The organism is Halobellus sp. EA9 (genome assembly GCF_051195055.1).
Classification (GTDB): Archaea; Halobacteriota; Halobacteria; order Halobacteriales; family Haloferacaceae; genus Haloquadratum; species Haloquadratum rubicundus.
Window position 1 is genome coordinate 103802 of sequence record NZ_JBNTJW010000006.1, and the last position, 22639, is coordinate 126440.

23 protein-coding genes and 2 tRNA genes are annotated in these 22639 nt (G+C 69.1%); 5 read left to right on the forward strand and 20 right to left on the reverse strand.

Features of this window, described 5'->3' with window-relative positions; genetic code table 11:
* Positions 1-49 precede the first annotated feature (49 nt).
* From ACQUQ0_RS09320 to ACQUQ0_RS09330, 3 genes are read right to left on the reverse strand one after another with little or no spacing between them, the layout of a single operon-like run.
* Positions 50-1360 (reverse strand): helix-turn-helix transcriptional regulator, encoded by a 1311-nt coding sequence (locus tag ACQUQ0_RS09320; RefSeq protein ID WP_435184741.1) that lies wholly within the window; start codon positions 1358-1360, stop codon positions 50-52.
* Positions 1361-1418: 58 nt separating this feature from the next.
* Positions 1419-1841 carry an archease gene (locus tag ACQUQ0_RS09325; protein WP_435184743.1) on the reverse strand — a complete coding sequence of 141 codons (423 nt, stop codon included), beginning with the start codon at positions 1839-1841 and terminating at the stop codon, positions 1419-1421.
* Between the two features lie 59 nt (positions 1842-1900).
* Complete coding sequence (locus ACQUQ0_RS09330; RefSeq protein WP_435184745.1) at positions 1901-2905, reverse strand: DUF502 domain-containing protein; 1005 nt, start codon at positions 2903-2905, stop codon at positions 1901-1903.
* Positions 2906-3009: 104 nt separating this feature from the next.
* Between ACQUQ0_RS09330 and ACQUQ0_RS09335 the strand changes: the two genes are divergently transcribed.
* Positions 3010-4284 (forward strand): TiaS agmantine-binding domain-containing protein, encoded by a 1275-nt coding sequence (locus ACQUQ0_RS09335; protein ID WP_435184747.1) that lies wholly within the window; start codon positions 3010-3012, stop codon positions 4282-4284.
* Between the two features lie 29 nt (positions 4285-4313).
* Here the strand turns inward: ACQUQ0_RS09335 and ACQUQ0_RS09340 are convergent, their stop codons facing one another.
* Entirely contained in the window at positions 4314-4766 is a 453-nt protein-coding gene (locus ACQUQ0_RS09340) for a DUF7382 domain-containing protein (protein ID WP_435184749.1), read from the reverse strand.
* Positions 4767-4841: 75 nt separating this feature from the next.
* Here ACQUQ0_RS09340 and ACQUQ0_RS09345 point away from each other — a divergent pair, with 75 nt between their 5' ends.
* Positions 4842-5936 carry an ATP-binding protein gene (locus tag ACQUQ0_RS09345; RefSeq protein ID WP_435184751.1) on the forward strand — a complete coding sequence of 365 codons (1095 nt, stop codon included), beginning with the start codon at positions 4842-4844 and terminating at the stop codon, positions 5934-5936.
* On the opposite strand, the gene ACQUQ0_RS09350 is transcribed toward ACQUQ0_RS09345, so the two are convergent.
* On the reverse strand, positions 5919-7142 hold the full coding sequence (locus ACQUQ0_RS09350; protein WP_435184753.1) for a hypothetical protein: 1224 nt from the start codon (positions 7140-7142) through the stop codon (positions 5919-5921). The two genes, ACQUQ0_RS09345 and ACQUQ0_RS09350, sit on opposite strands and share 18 nt — an antisense overlap.
* Positions 7143-7231: 89 nt before the next feature.
* On the opposite strand from ACQUQ0_RS09350, the gene ACQUQ0_RS09355 reads away from it, so the two are divergent.
* The 3 genes from ACQUQ0_RS09355 to ACQUQ0_RS09365 all read left to right on the forward strand — a co-directional run bounded on the left by ACQUQ0_RS09355 (position 7232) and on the right by ACQUQ0_RS09365 (position 8381).
* Positions 7232-7579, forward strand: coding sequence for a fluoride efflux transporter FluC (locus ACQUQ0_RS09355; RefSeq protein ID WP_435184755.1), 348 nt, complete (start codon positions 7232-7234; stop codon positions 7577-7579).
* Positions 7576-7938: a fluoride efflux transporter FluC gene (locus tag ACQUQ0_RS09360; RefSeq protein ID WP_435184756.1), complete on the forward strand. Its 363-nt coding sequence runs from the start codon at positions 7576-7578 to the stop codon at positions 7936-7938. Before ACQUQ0_RS09355 ends, ACQUQ0_RS09360 begins: the two co-directional genes overlap by 4 nt.
* Positions 7939-8024: 86 nt before the next feature.
* On the forward strand, positions 8025-8381 hold the full coding sequence (locus ACQUQ0_RS09365) for a hypothetical protein (RefSeq protein WP_435184757.1): 357 nt from the start codon (positions 8025-8027) through the stop codon (positions 8379-8381).
* Positions 8382-8549: 168 nt separating this feature from the next.
* Here the strand turns inward: ACQUQ0_RS09365 and ACQUQ0_RS09370 are convergent.
* The 15 genes from ACQUQ0_RS09370 to ahaH form a co-directional block, all read right to left on the reverse strand.
* Positions 8550-8622, reverse strand: a tRNA-Asp gene (locus ACQUQ0_RS09370).
* Positions 8623-8642: 20 nt separating this feature from the next.
* Positions 8643-8715 (reverse strand) — tRNA-Asp (locus ACQUQ0_RS09375).
* A gap of 191 nt (positions 8716-8906) precedes the next feature.
* Positions 8907-9587 (reverse strand): V-type ATP synthase subunit D, encoded by a 681-nt coding sequence (locus ACQUQ0_RS09380; RefSeq protein ID WP_435184759.1) that lies wholly within the window; start codon positions 9585-9587, stop codon positions 8907-8909.
* Positions 9588-9621: 34 nt separating this feature from the next.
* Positions 9622-10695 carry a Brp/Blh family beta-carotene 15,15'-dioxygenase gene (locus ACQUQ0_RS09385; protein WP_435184761.1) on the reverse strand — a complete coding sequence of 358 codons (1074 nt, stop codon included), beginning with the start codon at positions 10693-10695 and terminating at the stop codon, positions 9622-9624.
* A gap of 2 nt (positions 10696-10697) precedes the next feature.
* Positions 10698-11537 (reverse strand): lycopene cyclase domain-containing protein, encoded by an 840-nt coding sequence (locus ACQUQ0_RS09390; protein ID WP_435184762.1) that lies wholly within the window; start codon positions 11535-11537, stop codon positions 10698-10700.
* Between the two features lie 196 nt (positions 11538-11733).
* The gene (locus ACQUQ0_RS09395; RefSeq protein WP_435184764.1) at positions 11734-12477 is read right to left on the reverse strand and encodes a bacteriorhodopsin; all 744 of its coding nucleotides are present in this window, start codon (positions 12475-12477) and stop codon (positions 11734-11736) included.
* Positions 12478-12524: 47 nt separating this feature from the next.
* Positions 12525-14288: a PAS domain S-box protein gene (locus ACQUQ0_RS09400; RefSeq protein ID WP_435184765.1), complete on the reverse strand. Its 1764-nt coding sequence runs from the start codon at positions 14286-14288 to the stop codon at positions 12525-12527.
* Between the two features lie 143 nt (positions 14289-14431).
* Positions 14432-15859 carry a V-type ATP synthase subunit B gene (locus ACQUQ0_RS09405; RefSeq protein WP_435184766.1) on the reverse strand — a complete coding sequence of 476 codons (1428 nt, stop codon included), beginning with the start codon at positions 15857-15859 and terminating at the stop codon, positions 14432-14434.
* Between the two features lies 1 nt (position 15860).
* A complete protein-coding gene (locus tag ACQUQ0_RS09410; RefSeq protein WP_435184767.1) occupies positions 15861-17630 on the reverse strand; it encodes an ATP synthase subunit A in 1770 nt (589 codons plus the stop codon).
* Positions 17631-17633: 3 nt separating this feature from the next.
* Positions 17634-17957: a V-type ATP synthase subunit F gene (locus ACQUQ0_RS09415; protein ID WP_372390771.1), complete on the reverse strand. Its 324-nt coding sequence runs from the start codon at positions 17955-17957 to the stop codon at positions 17634-17636.
* Positions 17954-19000 (reverse strand): V-type ATP synthase subunit C, encoded by a 1047-nt coding sequence (locus tag ACQUQ0_RS09420; protein WP_435184769.1) that lies wholly within the window; start codon positions 18998-19000, stop codon positions 17954-17956. Before ACQUQ0_RS09420 ends, ACQUQ0_RS09415 begins: the two co-directional genes overlap by 4 nt.
* Entirely contained in the window at positions 18997-19578 is a 582-nt protein-coding gene (locus ACQUQ0_RS09425; protein WP_372390775.1) for a V-type ATP synthase subunit E, read from the reverse strand. Before ACQUQ0_RS09425 ends, ACQUQ0_RS09420 begins: the two co-directional genes overlap by 4 nt.
* Before the next feature lie 21 nt (positions 19579-19599).
* The gene (locus ACQUQ0_RS09430) at positions 19600-19839 is read right to left on the reverse strand and encodes a hypothetical protein (protein ID WP_435184770.1); all 240 of its coding nucleotides are present in this window, start codon (positions 19837-19839) and stop codon (positions 19600-19602) included.
* Between the two features lie 241 nt (positions 19840-20080).
* Positions 20081-22315 carry a V-type ATP synthase subunit I gene (locus tag ACQUQ0_RS09435; RefSeq protein WP_435184771.1) on the reverse strand — a complete coding sequence of 745 codons (2235 nt, stop codon included), beginning with the start codon at positions 22313-22315 and terminating at the stop codon, positions 20081-20083.
* On the reverse strand, positions 22302-22634 hold the full coding sequence (gene ahaH, locus ACQUQ0_RS09440; RefSeq protein WP_435184773.1) for an ATP synthase archaeal subunit H: 333 nt from the start codon (positions 22632-22634) through the stop codon (positions 22302-22304). Before ahaH ends, ACQUQ0_RS09435 begins: the two co-directional genes overlap by 14 nt.
* Between the last annotated feature and the right edge of the window lie 5 nt (positions 22635-22639).

Consider the following 22639-nt stretch of genomic DNA (forward strand, 5'->3'; position numbering starts at 1 on the left):
ATCGCCCGATTGTGGCCGCTCTCGGCGCGAACGCGTGATTCGACGGCCGTCATTCGTCTCCCTCCGGTCCCGGACCGAACTCCTCGTCCGGCAACACGAGGACGTTCTCGCGACCCAGGCGGAACGCGTCCAGATCACCCTCGTCGCGCATCTTCCGGACGACCTGGCTCGTCTTCGCGTCGGTCCAATCGAGCGTCTGTGCGACCTCCTGCTGTTTCATCCGCCCGCCCTCGTGTTCGACGAGTGCGAGGACGCGCTCTTCGTTGCTCAGCAGTTCGTCCTCCCACGGGGGCTCTTGGGCCGCCGCTTCTGCCGCGTCGTCGCCGCCGGCGTCGGGCGTCTCCGATGTCGACGCGTCGCTTCCGGCGCTCGATGCCTCGTCCGGGGCGGTCGTCGTATCCGCGGCCACACCCGAATCAGCGGCGTCGGCGTCCGGTCCGGTATCGACCGCCGCAGCCGACGACGACGTATCTGCCCCCGCGGGGTTGGTACCGGCTCCGCTCGAATCCCCGGTCGAATCGGTGGCTCCCGTCCCGACTCCGTCCGGGAACCCGGACGGGCCGCGCCGTCGGTAGAGGACCCACCCGCCGACCGCGACGGCGACGACGACGAGACCGACCGCTCCCCAGGCGATCGGCCCGAGCCCGCCGGTGTCTCCCGGGGGCGCCGTGGTCGTCGTCCCCCCGTCCGGTGTCTGTGCCCCGCCGGCCGCCGCTTCGGAGACCGCAAGCGTCGGCTCGTTCGGCCCGAAGTCCAGCGGGCCGCTCCAGACGACGATCCGCGACTCCTCGCGGAGGTCCGATGGCTCCGGACGAACGGTCTCCAGCCCGTAGCCTTCGGGCCAGGCGAACTGCAGCGAGGTCTCGCTATCGAGGAAGAGGCCTCCGATGGCGTCGCCGGCGCGGATCTCCCCGCCGTCGACCGCCGAGAAGTTCGTCCAGACGAACGTGTAGGTGACGATCCCGTAGTCCTGCGGGAGCTGCTGTCTGGTCGCGGAGACCGAGACGTTGCGGATGGCCATCTCCCGTCCGGTCGCGTTCTCCGCGGTGGCGGCCGTCGAGGCCATCCGGTCGCGGAACTGGCTCGTGTATCGCGACTCGTTCGCCCGGATGTCCTCGCGCAAGGAGAGGAACGCGTCCGTCGTCTCGTTGGTATCCAGGCGGACGCGGTAGTCGATCGCCCAGGCCGCGTCGCCGTTCTCGCGGAGGGTGATTCGCATCGAGACGTCGTCGGGGTTGATCCCCGTCTGCGCGATGGTGTCCGTCGGCTGGGCCGACGCGCTCGTCGTCGTCGCGGCGCCCCCGACGACCACGGCGAGGACGAGGACGACGCCGGCGAGCCGCACTACGCGGTCTCTCATCTCGGTGGGACATCGAACCGGTCACACAAACCACTTCCGAGAGCGAGGGGCCGATCGGTCACACGTCGAAGACGACGTACGCCGACCAGCCCGCGTCCGTCTCGTCGAGCCGCATCTCCGAGTACGTCACCGCCTTCACCTCCCTGGCGTCGACGCGGTCCAGCGGGACGCCGCGGTACGTCCCGGTCAGCCGCCACTCGTCGCGACCTCCCGACGGTTCCTCGATCCGGACCTCGTGGTCGACCGGGAGCACGGCGCGGACGTCGCGCTCGTAGATGAGCTGATCGAGGTAGTCGAACAGCAGCGCCTCCGGGCGCTGGGCGTCGACCGCGACCTCGATCGTCTCGCCCCCCGCGGCCGGGATCTCGTCGCAGGACGCCGCGGCGAGGCCGTCTGCGACAGCCGCGAAGACGCCTGACAGCGTGGGTGCGGCGGCCTCGACGGCGACGTCGGCGGTGTGGTCCCGAAGCTCGAACGGCATACTCGGTCACGGGCGGCCGCCGAGGGTGTGCTTTGCGGTCGCGACCTCCCGGCGACGGGTCACTCGTCCTCCCCGTCGGGGGGCCGGACCGCGGCCCGCTCGGGGGGCACCTCGGTCTCCTCGTGGCGGTCCGGGTCGCGCTCGCGGCGCGCGAGGTCCGCGGGCGTCTCGGCGTGTTTGGGGTCGACCCGGTCGTCGTAGCGGGCCTGTACCGACTCTCGCGGGTCGGCGTCGGGAGCGGGATCTTCCGGGTCCGGCTCTCGCCGACGGTCCGCATCGGCGTCCGCGTCGGCGGTTCCGTCGTCCTCATCGGTCACGATCGAGTCGGCCGTCAGCGACGCGAGCTCCTCGCGGGAGAGCCCGGCGTCGTGGCCGCCCGACATCGCGACGCCGCTCGTGACGATCGCCTGGATGCCCTCCTCGACGGTCAGGTCGACGTCCATCACCCGCTCGGCGGGTATGTGGACGAGGTGGCCGCCCATCACGGGGTTGGGCGCCATCGGGAGAAACAGCGTGAGCATCTCCCCGTGGCCCGCGGCCGCGCGAAGCGCCTCAGGCGTCTCGGTCGTCACGAACCCGAGCGTGTACGCGTCCTCGTGGGGGAACTCCACGAGTTTGACCTCGCGGAAGTTCTCGGCGTCGGACTCGATCATCACGTCGCTCATCCGCCGGAAGCTCTCGTAGACCGAGCCGACGCCCGGGACCTGCGCCATCACGTAGTCGAAGTACTCGACGGCGCGCTCGCCGTACCGGGAGCTGTTCACCAAGAGTCCGACGGCCAGCACCGCCCCGAAGACGACGACCGGCACCGCGGCCTCCAGGACCGTCTCAGGGCTGACGTTCAGGACAGCGGGGATGAGAGAGACGACCGGCAGGGAGAGGACGAGGTCCGAAAACAGGCTGATGTACTGATAGACCGTGTTGAAGAGAAAGAGGAAGACCGCGACGGTGATGACGAGCGGGACCACGACCGCGAGCCCCGAGATGAACGCTTCGCGCAGCACGTCGTACATCGAATTCCGGACGCGACGTATCGAGGGCCCGTCCCGGGGCGCGTCTGACATTCTATCGGCCCCTACGACGGAGCGCGTGAAAGGTGTCCCGGCCGGGGGCCGCCCCAGCGACGGTCCCGAAAGGCGTTAGACACGCCGTCGACTATGGAGCGGCGATGACCGTCATCGGCCTCGACGACACCGACTCCCGCGAGCGAGGGATGTGTACCACGTACCTCGCGGCGCGGCTCGCCGAGGCCATCGAGCGCGCCGGCGCGACCGTCCACCGCCGACTGCTGGTCCGTCTCAATCCGGCGGTCGAGCACAAGACCCGCGGCAACGCCGCGCTCGCGCTCCACACGGACTTCGACGCCGACCGCGCGCTCGACCTCGCCGCGGCCGAACTCGAACCGCTGGCGGAGACCGACGACCCGCGGACGAGTCCGGGAGTCGTCGTCGCCGACGTCGATCCCGACGAGGTGCCCGCCCCCGTCGCGGCGTTCGCGACCCGCGCCGTTCGGGAGCTATTGGGTCTCGACGAGGCCCGATCCCTGATCGAGGCCCACGGGTACGCACACCGCGGGTGGGCCGGCGGCCGGGGGCGGATCGGCGCGCTCGCGGCCGTCGGCGCCTGGGCCGGCCTCAACGAGTGGACCTACGAGCACGTCGCCTACCGCGCGTTCGAGCGGTGCGGCACGCCCAGGGACGTCGACGAGGCGTCGGTCTTCGAGGCGGCCGCCGACCACTACCCGACGGCCTGGGACACCGTCGACAGAGCCGAAGGCGAGGCCGTCTGCGTCCCGAATGCGCCGGGGCCCATCCTCTATGGGATCCGCGGCGACGACGCCGAGACCGTCCGCGCGGTCGCCGACCGCATCGAGAGCGAGCCGATCGAGCGCGCCGCGACGTTCCTGACGAATCAGGGGACGGACGGGCACCTCCGCGAGGGGACCGTCGGCGACCTCCGCGACGGCCGCGCGTACCGCGTCGACGGCGTCGTCGCCGACGCCCCGGAGACGCGCCGCGGCGGCCACGTCTTCTTCGGCCTCCGCGGCCTGGACGCCGACGCGACCGTCGACTGCGTCGCCTTCGAGCCGACGAAGCGCTTCCGCGACCGGGTCCGCGCGGTTCGGGCGGGCGACGAACTCACGGTCTGCGGCGAGGTGAGCGAGGGCACCCTGAAGGTCGAGAAGTTCGCGGTCCGGTCGCTGGACCGGACGGCGGAGACGACGCCGACCTGCGGCGAGTGCGGTCGCTCGATGGAGAGCGCCGGGCGCGATCAGGGCTACCGATGCCGCGACTGCGGGACGTCGGCACCAGGGCCCGAGACGGTCGAAATCGACCGCGATCTCGAACGCGGGTGGTACGAGGTGCCGCCGTGCGCGCGCCGGCACATCGCGAAGCCGCTCGTCCGCGGCAGCTTCGACGCGCCGGTCCACCCCGAGCGGTGAATCGACAGACATCGCGCGCAGTCACGGGATCACCCCTCGACGACGAGGATCTCCGTGTTCGCGCGGCGGTCGACGAACTGGCTCCCCGAGGGCGGCTTGACCGCGATTTCGAGCGTGCCGGTCGCCTGGTTCGCGCGGGTGTCGGCGTCGACGGTCACGGTCGCTCTCCCGTCGGCGTTCGACTTCGCCGTCACCACGCCGTCGAGGTCCGCGCTCCCGGATCTGACGATCACGGTCGCGCCCTCGACGCCGTCGCCGTCGTCGTCGACGACGGTGAGAGCCAGCTCTTGTTCGCCCGGCTCGATCACGTCCGGCGACGGGCGGACGTCGAGTTCGGAGACGGCGAGGCCGGACACGCCGGAGAGCATATTCAGCATCACGCTCATCGTGGCGACGCCGACCACGAGCGCGATGACGAGTCTGATCGGCAGGCCTTCGATCGCACGGTCGTCGGCGGCGAAGCGCCGGAGGTCGTGGAACATACCCGCCCTGGCCTCGGCTTCGTATATAAACGGTCGTGCGGAGGTTCAAGTGCGATCCCGGGGCCAGTCCCGCCGATGCAGACGGAAGTACTCGGTCGCGGGAGCGGCGAACCGTCGGGACCGACGGGGCGGCTCGGCCACCACCGCTCGCGGGACGGGAGCCGGGGCGCCCCGGTGGACGTCGATCTCGATCGCCCGCACGCCGCGCTCGTCGTCGGCAAGCGCGGCTACGGCAAGTCCTACACGCTGGGTGTCCTCGCGGAGGCGACCGCGCGGGCCGACGGAGTCGCGCCCGTGGTGATCGATCCGATGGGCGTCTTCCGCGGGCTCGCCGCCGACGGCGACGCGGTGCCCGGGCGAGTCGTCGCCGAACCGACAGTCCGCGCCGACGCGGTCCCGCCGCGGCGGTGGCCCGCGATCGTCGGTTCCGAGCCCGACAGCCCGGTCGGGGCGCTCGTGTGGCACGCCGCGGCCGAAAGCGACACCGGGACCCTGGCGGGGATGCGAGCCGTCGTCGAGGACGCGGACGCGACGAGCGCGGTCGAGCGGGCCGCGACGAACCGCCTCCGGCGCGCCGCGGGGTGGGGCGTCTTCGATCCCGACGGGCTGGGCGCGAGGGAGTTGGGCGGGAGCGAGGCCACCGTCCTCGACTGCTCGGGACTGGGCGACGCGGCCTCGAACGCCGTTGTCGCGGGCGTCGCGGCCGCGCTCTACGCGGGACGGGCGCGGGCGTTCGACCCGACTGCCGTCGGGAGCGGTCCCATCGAGCGCCTCCCCTGGCTCTTCGTCGACGAGGCGCACGTCTTCTTCGAGGGCGTCGCGTGCGGTCCGCTGCGGGCGATCCTCACCCGCGGTCGGGCGCCGGGCGTCTCGCTCGTCACCGCGACACAGCGACCCAGCGCGCTCCCCGACGTGGCGGTCTCCCAGTCGGACCTCCGGATCGTCCACCGGCTGACGGCCGGCCCGGACGTGCGCGCGCTCGCGGCCGCGGAGCCGGCGTACGTCGACCGGGCGGTGACAGAGGCGATGCCGACCGCTCCCGGGGAGGCGCTGGTGGTCGACGACACCGCAGAGTCCGTGCGAACCGTGGCGGTCCGCGAGCGCGACACGCCACACGGCGGCGACAGCCCGCGGGCGTCCGCCGTCGACGCCTCACCGGCCACGTCGTAACGCCAGCGCGCCGATCGCTCCCGCCACAGCGAGCACCGCGGTGAACAGCGTGAAGCCCGGAGTGCTCGATCCGGACCCGGAGGCCGTTCCCGTGGGGGTATCCGAGGGCGTCGCGGACGGCGTCGGCGTCCCGCCGTCTTCGGGGATCGCACGGATCGTCACCGGGTCGGAGCGCAAGCCGTCCGCGGTGGCGACGAGCGAGTGCGTCCCGGGCTCTTCGACGACGAGGGTCACACGGCCGTCGGCTCCGGACGTGCCGGCGGAATCGTCGTCGAGCAGCACCGTCGCCCCCTCGACCGGCTCGCCGTATTCGTTGACGATGTCGACGCCAAGCCGCTCGCCCGCGACGATGCGCTGATTGTCCGGTTCGAGGCGCAGCGCGGGCGTCCGGCTCGTCGAGACGTTCACGCGGCGAGCCGATTCGTTGACGCGTACCCGCGTCGTCGCCTCCGCGTAGGAATCCTTTGTGACCGCGACGGACAGGTCGGCGTTGACCGGCACGCTGACGCTCGTCTCGCCGCCCGCCAGCGTCTGGAACTGCCCGATCGACGCGATGCGCACCGTGGCGTTACTGACGGGACGGGGCGGAGAGAAGTGCGGGTCTCGGACCGCGACGGTGAGTATCACGGTCCCGCGCTCGATCAGGACCCGACTCCGGGTCGACGCTCCGACCTGGACGGTGGTGCTGTTCCGGAGGTATCCCGACTTCGCAACCGAGACCGTGTACTCGCCCTGCTCGATGTCGCCCGAGGCGACCATCCCGCTACCGTTAGTCGACATCCGGGACGTGACTCGGCCGTCCTTCCGGAGGACGACCCGCGCGTCGGCGACGCGTCCGCCCTCGTCAGCGACCACGACCGAGAGCTGGCCGCGGCGGTAGACCGGCACCGTCACCTCTCGCTCGCTGGCGTCCTGGACGACGACCGGGTGATTGCGGATGTACTCGGGATGGGAAGTCGAGATCGTCACGTCCGCGCCGCTCGGGACGTCGACGAAGGCCTTGCCGTTGCTCGCGGTCGCTTCGGTCGTCGATCCGTTCCCCCAGGTCGCGGTCAGTTCGACGTTCCGGATCGGATCGCCCTCCTGGTTCTCCACCGAGACGGTCAGGGTGACCACATCCGAGGACTGCGCGCCGCCGATAGTCGCTGCCGGTCCGACGAGTAGCAGCCCCGACACGACCAGCCCCACCACAATCCCGGATCTCATACCTCGCAGTTGTCCGGAAGCGATAAAATAGTTCGCAGGGGATCGAAGAATCGAAACCGACGAGTGCGCCGCCCGCGGAGTCGGGACCGATGGCCGACCGTTTGATTCCCGTCCTGGTCGCACTCGGCGGATTCTGTGGCGCCGTGTCGCGCTACCTCGTCGGCGTCGCGGTTCCCGGTCCCGACCCGCTCGGGACGCTGACGGCGAACGTCCTCGGGAGTTTCGTCCTCGCGGCCTCCGTCGGCGCCGTGCGTTCGCGCCGGTTCCGGTTCTTCCTCGCGACCGGACTGCTCTCGTCGTTCACGACCTACAGCACCTTCGCAGTCGAGACGGTGATGCTCGGGCCCGCCTGGGGCGTGGCGAACGTCGGGGCCAACTACGCCATCGGCGTCGCGGCCGCGCTCGTGGGATTGCTCGCCGGGAGGCGGTTCGCGTGATCGACGCGCTCGCCCGGCTTCCGGTCCCGATCCTCGTCGGCCTCGGCGGTGCCGCGGGGGCGCTCGCCCGGTACGCCGTCGACGTCGCGCTCGACGGCGGTCGACCGAGCATGTTCGCGGTCAACGCCCTCGGAAGCGTCGTCCTCGGCGGCCTCGTCGCCTCGGGGCCGCCCGAAGCGGTCCTGGCGATCGCCGGCACGGGCTTTTGCGGGGCGTTCACGACCTTCTCGTCGTTCGCGGTCAACGTCGCGGAGGCGGCCTCTGACGGTCGAGTCCGGCTGGCGATCGTCGACGCTCTCGGGACGCTCGTGGCGGCGCTGCTCGGGGTCGGCATCGGCACCGCGATCGTCGCCTGGTGACCGCCGCCGATTGGCGACGCCGACGAGATCGATCGGACTCGATCTGCCGCAACCTCCTTTCCCCGCGGGACGCTAGCCCCGGGTGAATGCGCGTCGAGTGCCCGTACTGCGACCGCGAGGTGGACGTCACGAGTCTCAAATCGCACGTCCGCCGGATGGAGGGCGGTGGCCACGTCGACCACGGGACGGTCCCGCGGGAGCGCGTCGACAGTCCCTGGAACATCCGCATCGAGACCTCGCCCGCTGAGGCGAGGGCCGATCGGGACTCGGGACTCGACGCCGAGTACGTCGAAGAGCGGATCCGTCGCGGTCGGTGTCCCGGCTGCGACCTGGGCGTGGTCGGGCTGAAGGGCGGCGACGGATGGCTCTCCAGCGGTCGCCGTCGGCTGGCGTGCCCGAACTGCGGGTGGGAGAGCCCCGAGTGGGTCACGATCCGGGACTGACGGTCGCATTCGGCGGAAGGATCACTGCGCGCGAGATGTCCGAAAAAGCGCCCGAGGCGGGATTTGAACCTCAGTCGCTCCACTCCCTGATTCAACTCCCTTGAGACGCGTTCCGACATCGGGCTCGCTCGTCGCGGCGCTCCTCGCTCGCGTAGATGTCGGAAAAAGCGCCCGAGGCGGGATTTGAACCCGCGTCACGACCGTGACAGGGTCGTATGATGGGCCACTACACCACCCGGGCACGCATCGGAGCGAAGACAACGCCCGAGGCGGGATTTGAACCCGCGTCACGACCGTGACAGGGTCGTATGATGGGCCACTACACCACCCGGGCTTGCTCCACTTCCTCGTTGCCCGGTAGTCTAATTAAGACTTATCATCTGCCGACGGCGTGGGAGCGACCCCCGCGCGGCGGTGCCGTGGCGGTGGCTGTCGGAGGTCCGAGAAATAAAAAGACAGAGCCGCGAGCCGGTCCGGTCGGACCGATCGACCGATCAGCCAAAGACGCGTCGGGGACGGTAGCCTTCAGTCGTCGGCGGGGACCGCTTCCACCTCGGCCGCCGCTTCGGCTTCTTCCTCTTCTTCTTCCTTCTTGTTCTTGATCTTCTTCAGCCGGAAGATCTCCTCGCGCTCCTGTTCTTCGAGCTTCTGCTCGATGTACTCCTTGTTCCCGTAGAGCTCGGGCAGGAGCTTGAACTCCAGGGCGTTGACGCGGCGCTTCGTCGTCTCGATCTCTTCGAGCATCTTCTTCATCGCGGTCTCGACCTCGGCCGCGAGGATGATCGTCTCCAGGAGCTCCTCGTAGGCGTCGGCCGCCTCGTCGATCCGGGCCGAGGAGCCGAGCAGGCCGTAGCCGCGCTGGTCGAGGCTCTTCTGAACGCGCGAGGATTCGATTTGCGGCACGACGACGCCCATGATGTTCTTCGACTGGGTCGTGATCTCGGGGTGTTCCTTCAGCGCCGCGGCGGCGCCCCGAACGGCGACGTCGCCCTCCATCGCTCGCGCCATATTGATCTTCTCCTGGGCGGTCTGGTAGTTCTCCTCCAGGTCGGATCGGACGTCCTGGGCCTGATCGAGGATGTCCATAAACTCCATAATGAGGCCGTCGCGCTTCTGTTCGAGCGTGTCGTGGCCCCGCTCGGAGAGCTGGATCCGGTCCTCGATCGCCATCAAGTTCTTCCGGGTCGGTTTGACGTCTTCGGCCATTGAGAGGGAGTTGTGATCCGAGCCTGTTAACCTTTTACTGTTCGCGGACGAGCCGCGCCAGACCGGCCGTTTCGGCCCAGTCCATCCAGGCCACGACCGCGACGTGCGGGAGCGTGAGCACGGCGATGAACACCAGATACAGCGCGGCCAACGCCTCTATGTCGGCGTCGAGGCCGGCGACGACCGCGACCCCGACCAGGAGCGCGATCGAGACCGCCGTCAGGGGGGCGGCGTCGCGGCCGACCCGGAACAGCGCGGCCGCGGTGCCGCGGTCGTCGAAGGCGTCACGCGCGCCGGGGTCGACGGCGACGAGCCGCGCGATGTGACGCAGCGAGTGCCACACGCAGAAGTACACCCCGACGGCGACGAGCGGCGGCACGACGAGGAAGTACGCCCACAGCAGGAGTGTCTCGCCGGCGTCGCGGACCCACGCGTCCCCGCCGTCGCGCAGGCGCCCGAGCAGGAGCGTCGCGGCCGTGACGCCCGCGAACGCCCCGCCGAGGGCCAGCCGCGTCTCGGGCGCGACGAGCCACGCGGCGTCGAGTCCGCCGCCGAACAGCGCCACCCACGCGTCGACGACGTCGCGATAGCGACCCGGAAAGCGGAGGAGGGGGACGAGCATCGGGAGCCCGCCGCGGACCACCAGCGTTCCGACGCGGACCGCTCTGTCGTCGAGGTGCGCCCCGCCGAGGGCGTCCAGCGCGTAGAGGTCGCCCTGACCCCAGTGGAACCACGTGAGCCCGATGAAGAACGCGGCCGACGCCGCGGGCGCGACGTACCACAGCGCCGCGTACCCGACGCCGAAGAGCAGATACGCGAGCCCCACCAGAGCGAGCCACCGGAGCGTCGGACGCTCGCCCGTCGCGCGAGCGGGCGCGAGGTGGTCGACCGCTCCGTGCGGGAGCCCGAAGGCGCCGAGGCTCACCGCCAGCGGCGCGTACCGGAGCCAGGCGGGGAGCGTCGAAGCGACGCCGACGAAGGCGTCCCCGACGGCGAGGAGCGTGATTGCACCGATCGCGAGCCACGCGGGACGGACGCCGATCGCGAGCATCGGGTCGCGCGCCGCCGACACTGATTTTGACACCGACGCCGATCCGGTCCCGACCATCGTCACTGCTCGGCGTCGGCGTCGATGTCGATCCCGAGGGTTCGGAGCCGTCGGCGCCAGGCCGTTCCCGGGACCGAGTCGGCCGACAGCAGTTCGGCCACGACCGGCCGGTACAGGACGAGCCCCTGGACCACGAACAGATTGGTCACGACGAAGAATGTCGCCTCCTCCACGGGAAGGCCGAGGAGATACAGTCCCGTGGTGTACTGCTCGGAGAGCACCCAGATCCCGAGCTCGATGGCGATTCGGTCGACGGTACACAGATACAGCGTCGGGAGGAGCGTCCCGGCCGCGACGAGCCGGCGCCGCGCCCACAACTGCGGCGCGCCGACGGCCCACTGCAGGGCGACCACCGGTGCCGCCCACGCGAGGATCGCCCCGAGGTAGAACGTCGCATCAAGGGCGAGCAGCCGCCAGCCGAGGAGACCGATCCCCGCGGCGAGCGCGAGCGCGACGACCCGACTGGCGACGGGACGCTCGGACTCCGGCCACGTGGTCGGGACCGACAGATGCGAGAGCCACAGCGCCGTCAGCCAGGGCTGGACGAGGATGAAGAGGTACTCCTCGATCGGCGCGTGGCCGACCGTAGCGATCGTGGTGCCGTCGCCGTACCACCAGACGCCGCGCGCGATGAGCAGATTGTCCCACGGCGTCGTGTACACCACGGCGGCGACGGTGATGATCGCTACCCCGATCCAGTACCGGCGGAGGCCGCCACTGCTCCACGGCGTCGCGGACTCTCCGATCCGAGCGCGGCTCACCGCCCCGGTCGCGACGAGGAGCATCACTGCGGGCAACAGGAACGCCAGGTGAAACTGGAGGTACGTGAGCGTCGTCGTCATCGGTGTTCCTCGGGCTTCGGGACCGGGCGGCGAGCCGCCGACAGGAACGGGCGCGGAAGACGGGGATCGCGGCGCCGCGGCGCCGCGGGCCCGGTCGACGTCGGTTCGCGTCGATCAGTCGTGCGGTGCGATCAGCCGGCGAGCCGGCCGATTCGTCGGCGTCCGCGTCGGCCGGCAGTCGGTAGTCGGCCCGCGATCAGTCGGCGGGTTCGGCGCCCGCGGCCGAGCCGGCGGCGTCGAGGACCTCCCGGCTCGACAGCAGGATGATCCCGAATCCGACCTTAGCGACCAGGTCCAGCACCATAAATCCGGCCGTCTCGATGTACAGCGAGACGATCTGGAGCCCCTCGGTGCCGACGATCCACCAGACCGGGTAGATCAGCCAGACGACGACGATCAGCGTCCGGAGCGTGCTGAACGTCGACGCCGCGTCGCCCGAGAGGCGACTCGCCTTCTCGTCGAGGGAGCCGTACAGCATGTACAGCAGGACGAGCAGGAAGCCCGTCGAGACGCCCCACCAGACGATCCGCCGGGCGCCCGCGGAGAGGACGCCGGCGCCGCCCGACAGCGTCGCCAGCACGCCGGTGCCGATCATCAGCATATCGAGGCCGACGAGCGAGGCCAGCTCGTTCCGGTTCGCTCCGGCGAGAAGCCCGAGGTCGATGAGCAACAGCGGGGTCGTGAAGAACCAGTCGGTGTACCGGGCCCAGTAGATCGGCAGCTCCTCGCCGCCGACCGTGACGGTCGTGAGCCCGAAGCCGAGCGCCATCGCGAGGTAGTTTACGAACGCGATGGCGGTGATGAATATCGTGACGATATAGAACTCCTGTCTCCGTCTGTTCGTTTCGCCCCAGCCCCTGGCGATGAAGTACAGCATCCCCAGGAACATTCCGAGCGTGCCGATCCACAGCCATATTCCTTCGCTACCAGGTTGCGGCATAATGCGTGTGTGATTAGGGAGGTAAACGGGGTAAGCGCCGTACACAACTAGTTGGATCCGTGGCCGTCGACCTCCCGAGACCGCAGGACGCCGTCGTCGACGACGGCGCCGACGAGCTTTCGCTGGGCGCTCCGGAGATGTTGATGAAAGGTCGAGCGGCCGATCCCCATCGACTCGGCGATCTCGTCGCCGGTCGCCTCGTGGGGCCACTCGAAGTAGCCGGCCGTGTACGCGCGGGTCAGCGCCGCCTGTTGCCGCTCTGTCAGTTCGGACTGGAGTTCGGCGACGAACTCTCGCCGCGTCTGGTTGCGCTGGGTTCGCCGCCGGTACCCGATCAGTTCCGCATCCGCGAAGCGCTCCATCACGGCGTGGGCCAGCGACTGCGCCATCGCCTCGCGACCCACCTCGACGGTGCTCGTCGCGCTCGCGGCGTCGACTCCGAGCGCCCGGAGCTCGGCCCCGTGCTCTTCGAGCAGGTCGCGGAACCGCGAGTCGGCCACCGAGAGCTCGACGACCGGACCGTCCGCGGATTCGGCCAGGACGCTGTGGACCTCGATCGACGGCGTGACCTCTGCGGCGTCGCGGACCGCAGCCGCGTCGACCGGGGAGCCCGCGTCCTCGCGGCCGATCTCGAACAGTATCGTCGAGCGCTCGCGGTCGGCGAGGCTCCCCGCGTACCGGAGCCGGCACCCGAGCGCGTCGGCGAACGCGACGAGCGGGTGGTCGCGCGTCTCGAACCGGACCTCGACGGCGGACTCGCTCTGGAGCGTTTGGTGGCTCTCCAGGGCGTTGATCCCGGTCGCGATCGAGCGCCCGAGCGCCGTCAGCACCGCCCGCTCGTAGTTGTGGAACGGCGTCGCGTCCGCGTACACGGCCACGATCCCGTAGGTCACGTCGCCGTAGTGGAGGGGGACGGCCGCGACCGCGGAGATGCGGTCTCCCCCGTCGCCGTCGACGGACTCGATGTGAACGTACTGCTCGGCGCACGCGTCCGCGACGGCCGTGATGGTGGCGGCCGTGGCGGCGGCCGTCCCGTTGCCGGTCGGGGCCTCGCTGTCGTCGTCGCGGTCGCCGATGGGAAGCGCGTCGTCGACGCCGATGCCGCCGGTCTCGCCGACGGACTCCCGCGGAACGATCGCCTCCGCCGAGGGGTCGTACGTGCCGATCCACGCGCCGGCGTACGCCCCGCGGACCGTCTCGGCGACGCGCCGTTCGAGGTCGGCCCGCGAATCCGCCCGCGTCACCGCTTCCGTGACGTCGGCGACGACGCCGTTGAGCCGCTCCAACAAGCGCTTTTGCGCCTCGCGCTCGCGCTCGATCCGCGCCGCGCGGTGCTCTGCGGCCCGTTCGGCGCGCTTGCGTCGCGTGACGTCCTGCTGGAAGCCGACGAAGTACGCGATCTCGCCGGCGCCGTCCCGGAGCGGGGCGAGAGTCACCTCGTTCCAGAAGAGTTCGCCGTCCCGGCGGTAGTTCCGGAGTTCGACTGTCGTCGTGCGGCCCTCCTCGATGGCCTGCCGCATCTCGGCGACCGGCTCGTCGCGGGTCTCTTCGCCCTGGAGGAACCGACAGTTGCGCCCGACGGCGTACTCCGGCGGGTAGCCCGTGATCCGCTCGAAGGCGGCGTTGGCGTACACGAGCGGCATATCCGGCTTCCTGGCGTCGGCGACGGTGATGCCGACCGGCGCCTCGTCCATCGCCCGCGTCTTCAGCGACTCGTCGACGGCGTCGGTGCTGGCGGACGTCGGCCGGTCGCCGGTGCTGGCCGTCCGCCGCTCGTGGGTCGTCGTCTCGCCGTCTCCACCTACACCCATAGGGGCGACTGTAACCGCACGAACAAAACGTATTGGGCCGGCCGGCGCCGCGGCTAGCCGAAATCGGCAAGCGGACGCGAAAACGGAACGAAACCGGCGCGTAAATCGAGTCCGGAGGTCGGACGTGGAAGAGCGTGGAGGCCTCAGTCGGCCGTCGCTTCCTCTTCGGTCGCGCTGTCGGCCTCGACGTCCTCGCGGTAGTGCTCTTCGATGAACTCCTCGTCGACGCGGTTGAGCTCCTCCTTGGGCAGCATCGACAGGAGGTCCCAGCCGATCTCGAGGGTCTCTTCGAGGTCGCGGTTGGTGTCGAAGCCCTGGTCGACGAACTCCTCCTCGAAGCGGTCCGCGAAGTCGAGGTACTTGTTGTCACGCTCCGAGAGCGCCTCGCGACCGACGATGTTCACGAGGTCGCGCAGGTCCTCGCCCTCGGCGTAGGCGGCGTACATCTGGTCGGAGACGTCGCCGTGGTCCGCGCGGGTGAGGCCCTCGCCGATCCCGTCGTCCATCAGCCGCGAGAGGCTGGGCAGGACGTTGATCGGCGGTTCGATCCCCTGGCTGTTGAGGTCGGGGTCGACGTAGATCTGACCCTCGGTGATGTAGCCCGTCAGGTCCGGGATCGGGTGGGTGTCGTCGTCGCCCGGCATCGTGAGGATCGGGATCTGCGTGACCGAGCCCTCGCGACCCTCGATCCGGCCGGCGCGCTCGTAGAGCTGCGCCAGGTCGGTGTACATGTATCCGGGGTACCCGCGTCGGCCCGGGACCTCCTCGCGGGCCGCACCGATCTCGCGGAGCGCCTCGCAGTAGTTGGTCATGTCGGTCAGGATCACCAGCACGTGGTAATCCTTCTCGAAGGCGAGGTACTCGGCGGTGGTCAGGACCATCCGCGGGGTGACCGTCCGCTCGACGGCGGGGTCGTCCGCGAGGTTCATGAAGACCACGGAGCGTTCGAGCGCGCCCGTGCGCTCGAAGTCCTCCATAAACTCGTTGGCCTCCTCGGCGGTGATCCCCATCGCGCCGAAGATGACGGCGAACTCGGAGCCTTCGCCTTCGCCTTCTTCCTCTTCGGGGACGCTAGCCTGCCGGGCGATCTGCATCGCCAGCTCGCTGTGGGGCTGGCCCGAACTGGAGAAGATCGGGAGCTTCTGGCCGCGGACGAGCGTGTTCATCCCGTCGATGGCCGAGACGCCCGTCTCGATGAACTCCTCGGGGTACTCCCGGGAGTAGGGGTTGATCGCGGCGCCGACGATGTCCCGACGCTCGTCGGGGACGATGTCGGGGCCGTTGTCGATCGGTCGGCCCGACCCGTCGAGCACCCGCCCGAGGAGGTCCTCGGTAACGGGCATCTTCATCGTCTCGCCGAGGAAGCGAACGGACGCTTCCTGGTCGATACCGCTCGTCCCCTCGAACACCTGAATGGCGACGACGCCGTCGGAGGATTCGAGGACCTGCCCGCGCAGGGTCTCGCCCTGGGCGGTCTCGATCTCGACGATCTCGTCGTAGCCGATCGGTTCGTCGATCTCGGCGTACACGAGGGGGCCGCTGATCTCGGTGATGGTTTGGTACTCTTTCATATTAGTAGAGACTCCGGAGCTGTTCCGTGATGTCGGATTTGAGCTCCTCGACGAACTCCTCGTAGTCCTCCTGGACGCCGATGCGGTTGATCCGCGGCGCGGCGTCGATGTCGATGATCTCGTCGACCGGGACGCCGGCCTCCAGCGCGTCGAACGCCTCGTCGTTGAACGTCTCGATCGTCGTCAGCATCAGGTAGGTCTTCTCCGGCGGACAGTAGGTGTCGACCGGGTGGAACGCGTTCTGCTGGAGGTAGGCCTCGCGCAGGTAGCGCGCGACCTCGAGGGTGAGCTGCTGGTCCTCCGGCAGGGCGTCCTTGCCGACGAGCTGGACGATCTCCTGGAGCTCGGCCTCCTCGTCGAGGACGTCGACCGCCCACTGGCGCTTTTCGGCCCAGTCGTCGGCGACTTCCTCTTGGAACCAGGGGTCGAGCTGGTCCTTGTACAGCGAGTAGGACTCGTTCCAGTTGATCGACGGGAAGTGCCGGCGTTCGGCCAGGTCCGCGTCGAGCGCCCAGAAGGTCTTGACGATGCGCAGGGTGTTCTGGGTGACCGGCTCGGAGAAGTCGCCGCCGGGGGGGCTGACCGCGCCGATCGCCGAGACCGAGCCCTCGGTCCCGTTGACGTTCTCGAAGTAGCCGGCGCGCTCGTAGAACTGCGAGAGGCGCGCGGCCAGGTAGGCGGGGTAGCCCTCCTCGCCGGGCATCTCCTCCAGCCGCGAGGAGATCTCCCGCATCGCCTCGGCCCACCGCGAGGTGGAGTCGGCCATCAGCGCGACGTCGTAGCCCATGTCGCGGTAGAACTCCGCGATAGTGATCCCGGTGTAGACGCAGGACTCGCGGGCCGCGACGGGCATATTCGAGGTGTTGGCGATGAGCGACGTCCGGGCCATCAGGGGGTTCCCCGTCGAGGGGTCCTCCAGTTCGGGGAAGTCGTCGATTACCTCGGTCATCTCGTTGCCGCGCTCGCCACAGCCGACGTAGATGATGATGTCGGCGTCGGCGTACTTCGCGAGCTGGTGCTGCGTGACCGTCTTCCCGGAGCCGAACGGCCCCGGAATGGCGGCGGTCCCGCCCTTCGCGATCGGGAAGAGGCCGTCGAGGATGCGCTGGCCGGAGACCAGCGGCGTCCGCGGCGTCTTCTTTTCGACCGTGGGCCGGGCCTCGCGGACCGGCCACTCCTGGCGCATCTGGACGTCGACGCCGTTGTCGAGTTCGACGACCGTCTCGTCGACGGTGAACGACCCCGACTCGACGGAGACGACTTCCGCGGTCTCGCCCTCTTCGAGCGCGTCCGGCGGCACCATCACCTTGTGGTCGATGGTGATCGTCTCCTCGACGACGCCGACCACGTCGCCGCGGCCGACCTCGTCGCCCGCCTCGACCTCGGGCTCGAACTCCCACTCCTCGTCGAGTTCGATCCCCGGCGCGTCCACGCCGCGGTCGAGGTACGGGCTTCCCATCTTGTCTTCGAGGACGTCGAGCGGACGCTGGACGCCGTCGTAGATGGTGTCGAGCAGCCCCGGACCGAGGTCGACGGTCAGGGGGTCGCCGGTGTTCTCGACTGGCTCTCCGGGGGCGATCCCGGAGGTCTCTTCGTACACTTGGATCGTCGTCGTGTCGCCCTCGATCTCGATGACTTCGCCCATCAGCCCCTCGTCGCCCACGTAGACGACGTCGTTCATTCGGGCGTCGAGATCGCGGGCGGTCACGACGGGACCACTCACGCTCGCGATGATGCCGTCCTCGCGGACGGACTGTTCTGTCTGACTCATGTGTTAGTCTTCCTCCATCAGGTCGATGCCGATGGCGCGTTTGATCTGGTCTCGGAGGCCGCCGGCGCCCGCGCCGCCGCCGAGGGTGACAAGCGTCGGTTCGATGCTGGTCTCGACGTCGTTGCGGACGTTGCGGGAGAGATGATCGAGGTCGTCGTCGTGCATCACCACGATGCCGACGTCGTCGTCTTCGAGCACCTCGGAGACGGCCTCGTCGAGCTGTTCGTCCTTCTCCTCGTCGGGGACGTTCTGGAACTTCCGGACGCCCGCGAGGCGGAACCCCGTGGTGAAGTCCGGGCTCCCGACGACGGCGATCTCCTGGCTCATAGGATCACCAGTTCCCCTTCGATCTGCTCCTCGGAGAGGCCGGCCTCGCGGCCGCGAGCGATCGCCCGGATGTTGTCGACCTCGCGCTCCTTCGCCAGGATGTACGAGGCGATCGGGGTGATCGAAAGCGGGAACACGTGGCCGAGCTGGTCGGTGTACTCCAAGAGGGCCTCGTCGAGCGCGCGCTCGAAGTCGATGAGGCTCTCGGCGTCTTCGAGGTCGTCGAGCGCCTCCGAGAGGTCGTCTCCGTACTTCGACTCGCGGATCTTCGTGACGAGCTCGTCGCGGTTCTGCGCCAGCGTCGCGAGTTCGCTCGCCGAAAAGAGCGATCCGCCGTCGATGAAGTACTCGGCGGGGTCGATGTCGGCGCCGCTCTGGGCGAGCCGGAGCGCGTTCCGTGCGTTCCGGAAGTCGATCTCCGCCTCCAAGAACTCGCGGTACTGCTGGGTCGCCTCGTCGACGGTGAGCCCCTCGAGGAGGTGGTCGTAGTACGTCCGGTCGATCGCGTTCTCCAGGGGAACGAGGACGCCCGAGTCGTCGTAGTCGTCGTAGGCATCTTCGAGCCCCGGGCCGAAGATCGTCCCGGAGAGCCGCTCGACGGCCTCCTCGATCGACGGCGCGTCGAGCAGCCGATCGAGGAACTCGTCGTCGAACTCGCCGGCGCGGATGAGGTCGTCGGAGACCGCCTCCCGGTCGGCGTCCGAATAGAGGCCGCGGATGACGGTCTTGACGTTCCAGGCGTCGAACTTGCGCAGGTAGCGCGCGATGAGGTCGTAGAGGCGCCCGTCGGCCCAGCGGAGCAGGTCGTCGAACTGCTTCGCGAGGTTGCGGTTGAGCGCGTACTCGATGAGGTCGACGCCGGAGTGGCGGGAGCCGAGCGCGTTGATCTCCGCTTCGTAGTCGGATTCCTCCATAAACCGAGCGATCTCGGCCGGCCCCATCCGAATCAGCTTGCGGTACTCCTCGTCCCCGTACAGGGCGCTCTTGCGCGCCCTGACGCGGGCAGTCACGTACTCCGGATTGGAACCGCCGGCAGTACTCATTGGTCGAACAATTTCTCGCTCACGTCCTTGAGGTTGTCCTCCCAGACGTCCTCGAGGACCGAGTCGAAGGTGTTGTTCACCCGGACCCGGGAGCCGGTGCCCTCGACGACCACGCCGCCGAGACAGTCGTACTCGCCGGCGTACTCGAAGCCGTCGTAGTCGGCGACGAGGTCTTCGAGCAGGTCCGCGTCGTCGGCGCGGCCGTAGACCGACACCGACTCCTCGCCTTCGAACTCGGCGACGGCGTCCTCGAGGAGCGCGCGCGTCAGCGTCTCACGCTTCTCGCCGGAGAGCGCCACGAGCTCGTCTTCGACCTGCGAGCGGACGTCTTCGAGGACGTCGCGACGGGCTTCGAGCCGCTCCTGCTTCGCTTCCAGCTTCGCGCTCGAGAGCGCCTGTTCGCGCTCCTGTTCGATCTGGCGCTCTACCTCTTCCTTCCGGGCTTCGAGGAGCTCCTCGGCGTCTGTCTCTGCCGTCTCGACGATCTCCTCGGCGCGGCGCTCGCCCTGCTCACGAATGTCCTCTGCACGCGCGCGGGCTTCGTCTCGGATGTCTTCGACGACGTTGTCCAAACTCATAGATGGAAAGAGCGGGGGCGCTTAGACCAGGAATACGACGACGAGCGCGAGGATGACGAGCGTCTCCGGCAGGACGGTCAGGATCAGACCGTTGACGAAGAGGTCGTTGTCCTCGGCGATGGCGCCCATCGCAGCGGCGCCGATTCCGCGCTCCGCGTAGCCCGCGCCGAACGCGGCGAGGCCGACCGCGATCGCGGCGGCGGCGGTTGGTTCAAGAGCCGGGGCAGCTGCCTGGGTCTGCTGTAGGAGTGCTTCGAGCATTGTTTTAAGTTGCGACTTGATCAGTCGTCTCCGAACGTGCGTTATTGGAGGGACACGACTCTTAAAGGTTCCCAAACTTCCTCATCAGAACGGGTGTCAAGAAGCCGCATACGGCGGTATTCGTCGGTTCGGCGAATCGACTCCTCGGGCGCGGACGCCGGCCCGGGGAAACCGCGTCGGGCCGACGGAATCGAGAGGCCGTCGGTCCTCGAACGGGAGGGACCGAGGGCGAGCGGTCGGCTCAGTCCTCGGTCGTGAACTGCCGCTCGTAGCCGAAGGGCTCGTACTCGCGGCCGCCGCCGTCGAAGAACTTGTTGAAGAACTCGACGTACTCGAGACGCACCGCCTGCAGGCCGGCGCTCGTGACGCCGAGCGCCAGGACGAGCAGGTGTCCGAGCACCAACACGAGGATCCCGATCAGGATCGTCGCCGCGTCGCCGTGGACGAGGCCGCCGAACATAATCTCGGTGACCTCGTGGCCGTGGTACATATCGCCGACGTGGGGCATATGGCCCAGGCCGAAGTGCCACTCGGCCTCGCCGCCGTGGCCGGTGACGTAGACGCCGAAGAACAGGAGATTGACCGTGAAGGCCATCCCCGCCTTCGCGAGCAGCACCGCAGCGATCCGGGTGTACGAGAGCACGTTCACGAGCACGTTCAGGAACTCGACGACCTCGATCGGCTCGCCGGCCGCGAGCAGGACCAGACCGACGACGAAGACCAGAAGCGGCACCGTGACCGGTCCGACGCCGGGGATGGTGAACAGCTCCATCGCCGGGAAGCCGTTGAATCCGAGGGGGAGAACGCCCTCGCTGGAGAACGTCGTGTAGATGAACTCCGGCGCGACGGAGCGGAGCGCGTCGCTGAAGACCCACACCCACAGGCCGTTCATCATCAGGAGCCACGAGCCGTTCTCGTAGATCGCGTGTTCGAGGTCGTGGAGTTCGAGGTCCTCGAAGAAGCCGAAGATCCACGCCACGTTCAGATGAAGGATGCCGACCAGCACGCTCACGACGAGCCAGCCGCGGGCCCAGTCGATGCCGGCGGGCGAGAGGCCCTTCTCGATCGGGGCGTGCGAGAGGCCGACGACGCCCTCCCAGAAGTACGTCGCGATCAGGTGCAGCCCGAACACTTCCCCGTAGAGGGTCCCGAAGATCGCGGTGAAGATCCCCGCGGCGATCGTCACGCCGCCCATACTCCGGAACGCCGGGCTCTCGAAGTTGCTGTAGAGGTAGTAGCCGATTCCGGTGTAGATGAGCCCGTAGCCGAGGTCCCCGATCATGAAGCCGAAGAACGCCGGGAACGTGAGGAAGAGCACGACCGTCGGGTCGAACTCGTAGTAGCTCGGACGGTTGACCGCCTGCACCAGGATCTCGAACGGCTTGACTGGACCGGGGTTGTCCTGGACGGTCGGCGGCTCGTCGTCGCCCATCACGACCGCGCTGCCGCCGTCGGCGCGGGCGTCGGCCTCCGCGCCGCCGTCGGCCGCCGCCGCACCGCCGGCGTCGACGTCCTCGCGGACGTGGTCGGTCCCGTCCTTCGAGAACGTCGCGCGTTCGAGCTCTTCGATCTCGACGCGCTCGCCGACCTCGTCCTTGATGGCGCTCGTGAACTCGGTGTAGCGCTCGGTCGGGATCCAGCCCTCGGCGACGAAGGCGTTCTCGGTCGTCGCAAAGGAGAGCGGCGCCTCCGTCTTCTGGACGTCGATCGAGAGCTTCTCCTCGGCGGCGAGCAGGAAGCCCGCGGCGTCCATCTTCTCGGCTTCGAGCTCGCTCTCGACCGTCGAGAGCTTGGATTCGAGCTGCTGTTTCTCGTGTTCGAGCTCCTTTTTGTACTCGCCCGGCGTCCCGTCGGCGTCGGGGATCTCGTAGGAGTTGAAGTCCGCGCTGACGAGCGCGTCGGTGAGCGCCGACGCGTCGGCGTCCGACGCCGGGTACGCGAAGATCCCCAGCACGCCGTCGCCAGCGAAGATCTCGTGCGAGCGGATCTCCTCGGCGTCGATGACCGCGCGCTCGATCGCGTCGCGGTCGCCCTCGCCGACGGCGACCTGGAGCGTGTCGTAGCCCGACAGCAGATCGAGGTCGATCCCGAGGTCGACGAACGGGTCGATCGCGTCGATCCGGTCTTCGACGTCGCGGATGTCCTGGCGGAGCTCCTGACGCCGGTCGTCGAGGTCGTTGACGCGGGTCCGGATCTCTTCGAGTTCCTCGTCGAGCGCCTCGTCGGTGACGATCCGGGTCGGCCCCGCGTCCTCCTCGTCGACGTCGAGGATGCTCTCCAGCGAGCGCACGGTGACGAGGCGGTCCGAGGACTCCTCGGCGCCCTCGATCGGGCTGCCCGGCTGGAACCCCTCCCAGGAGCCGTCGTACTCGGTGACGTGCAGGAGGTTCAGGCCGTGGGCCGTCTCGATGACGTCGTCCATCACGGCCTTCGATCCCGTCACCGAGACCTTGCTCATCTGCTCAGGTCTGAGCATTTACCGCCTCCTCGAACTGACTGATCACGTACTCGACCGCTTCCTCCTTGTTGTCCTCGGCCGACGCGATCAGTTCCTCTCGCGCTTCGGTGCCCTCCGCGAGGATCTCCTGCCGCTCCTCTTCGATCTCCTCGCGGGCCTCGGCGAGCCGCTCTTCTTCGTGCTCGTCGGCCTCAGCTTCTGCGTCGGTGCGGATCTCCTCGGCCTCGCGCCGCGCCTCCTCGATGCGCTCGTCGCGGTCGTCCTCAGCCTCCGCGACGATGTCGTCGGCTTCGGACTCGGCCGTTTTGATCCGTTCGAGAACCTCTGGTCTCGGCATACTCG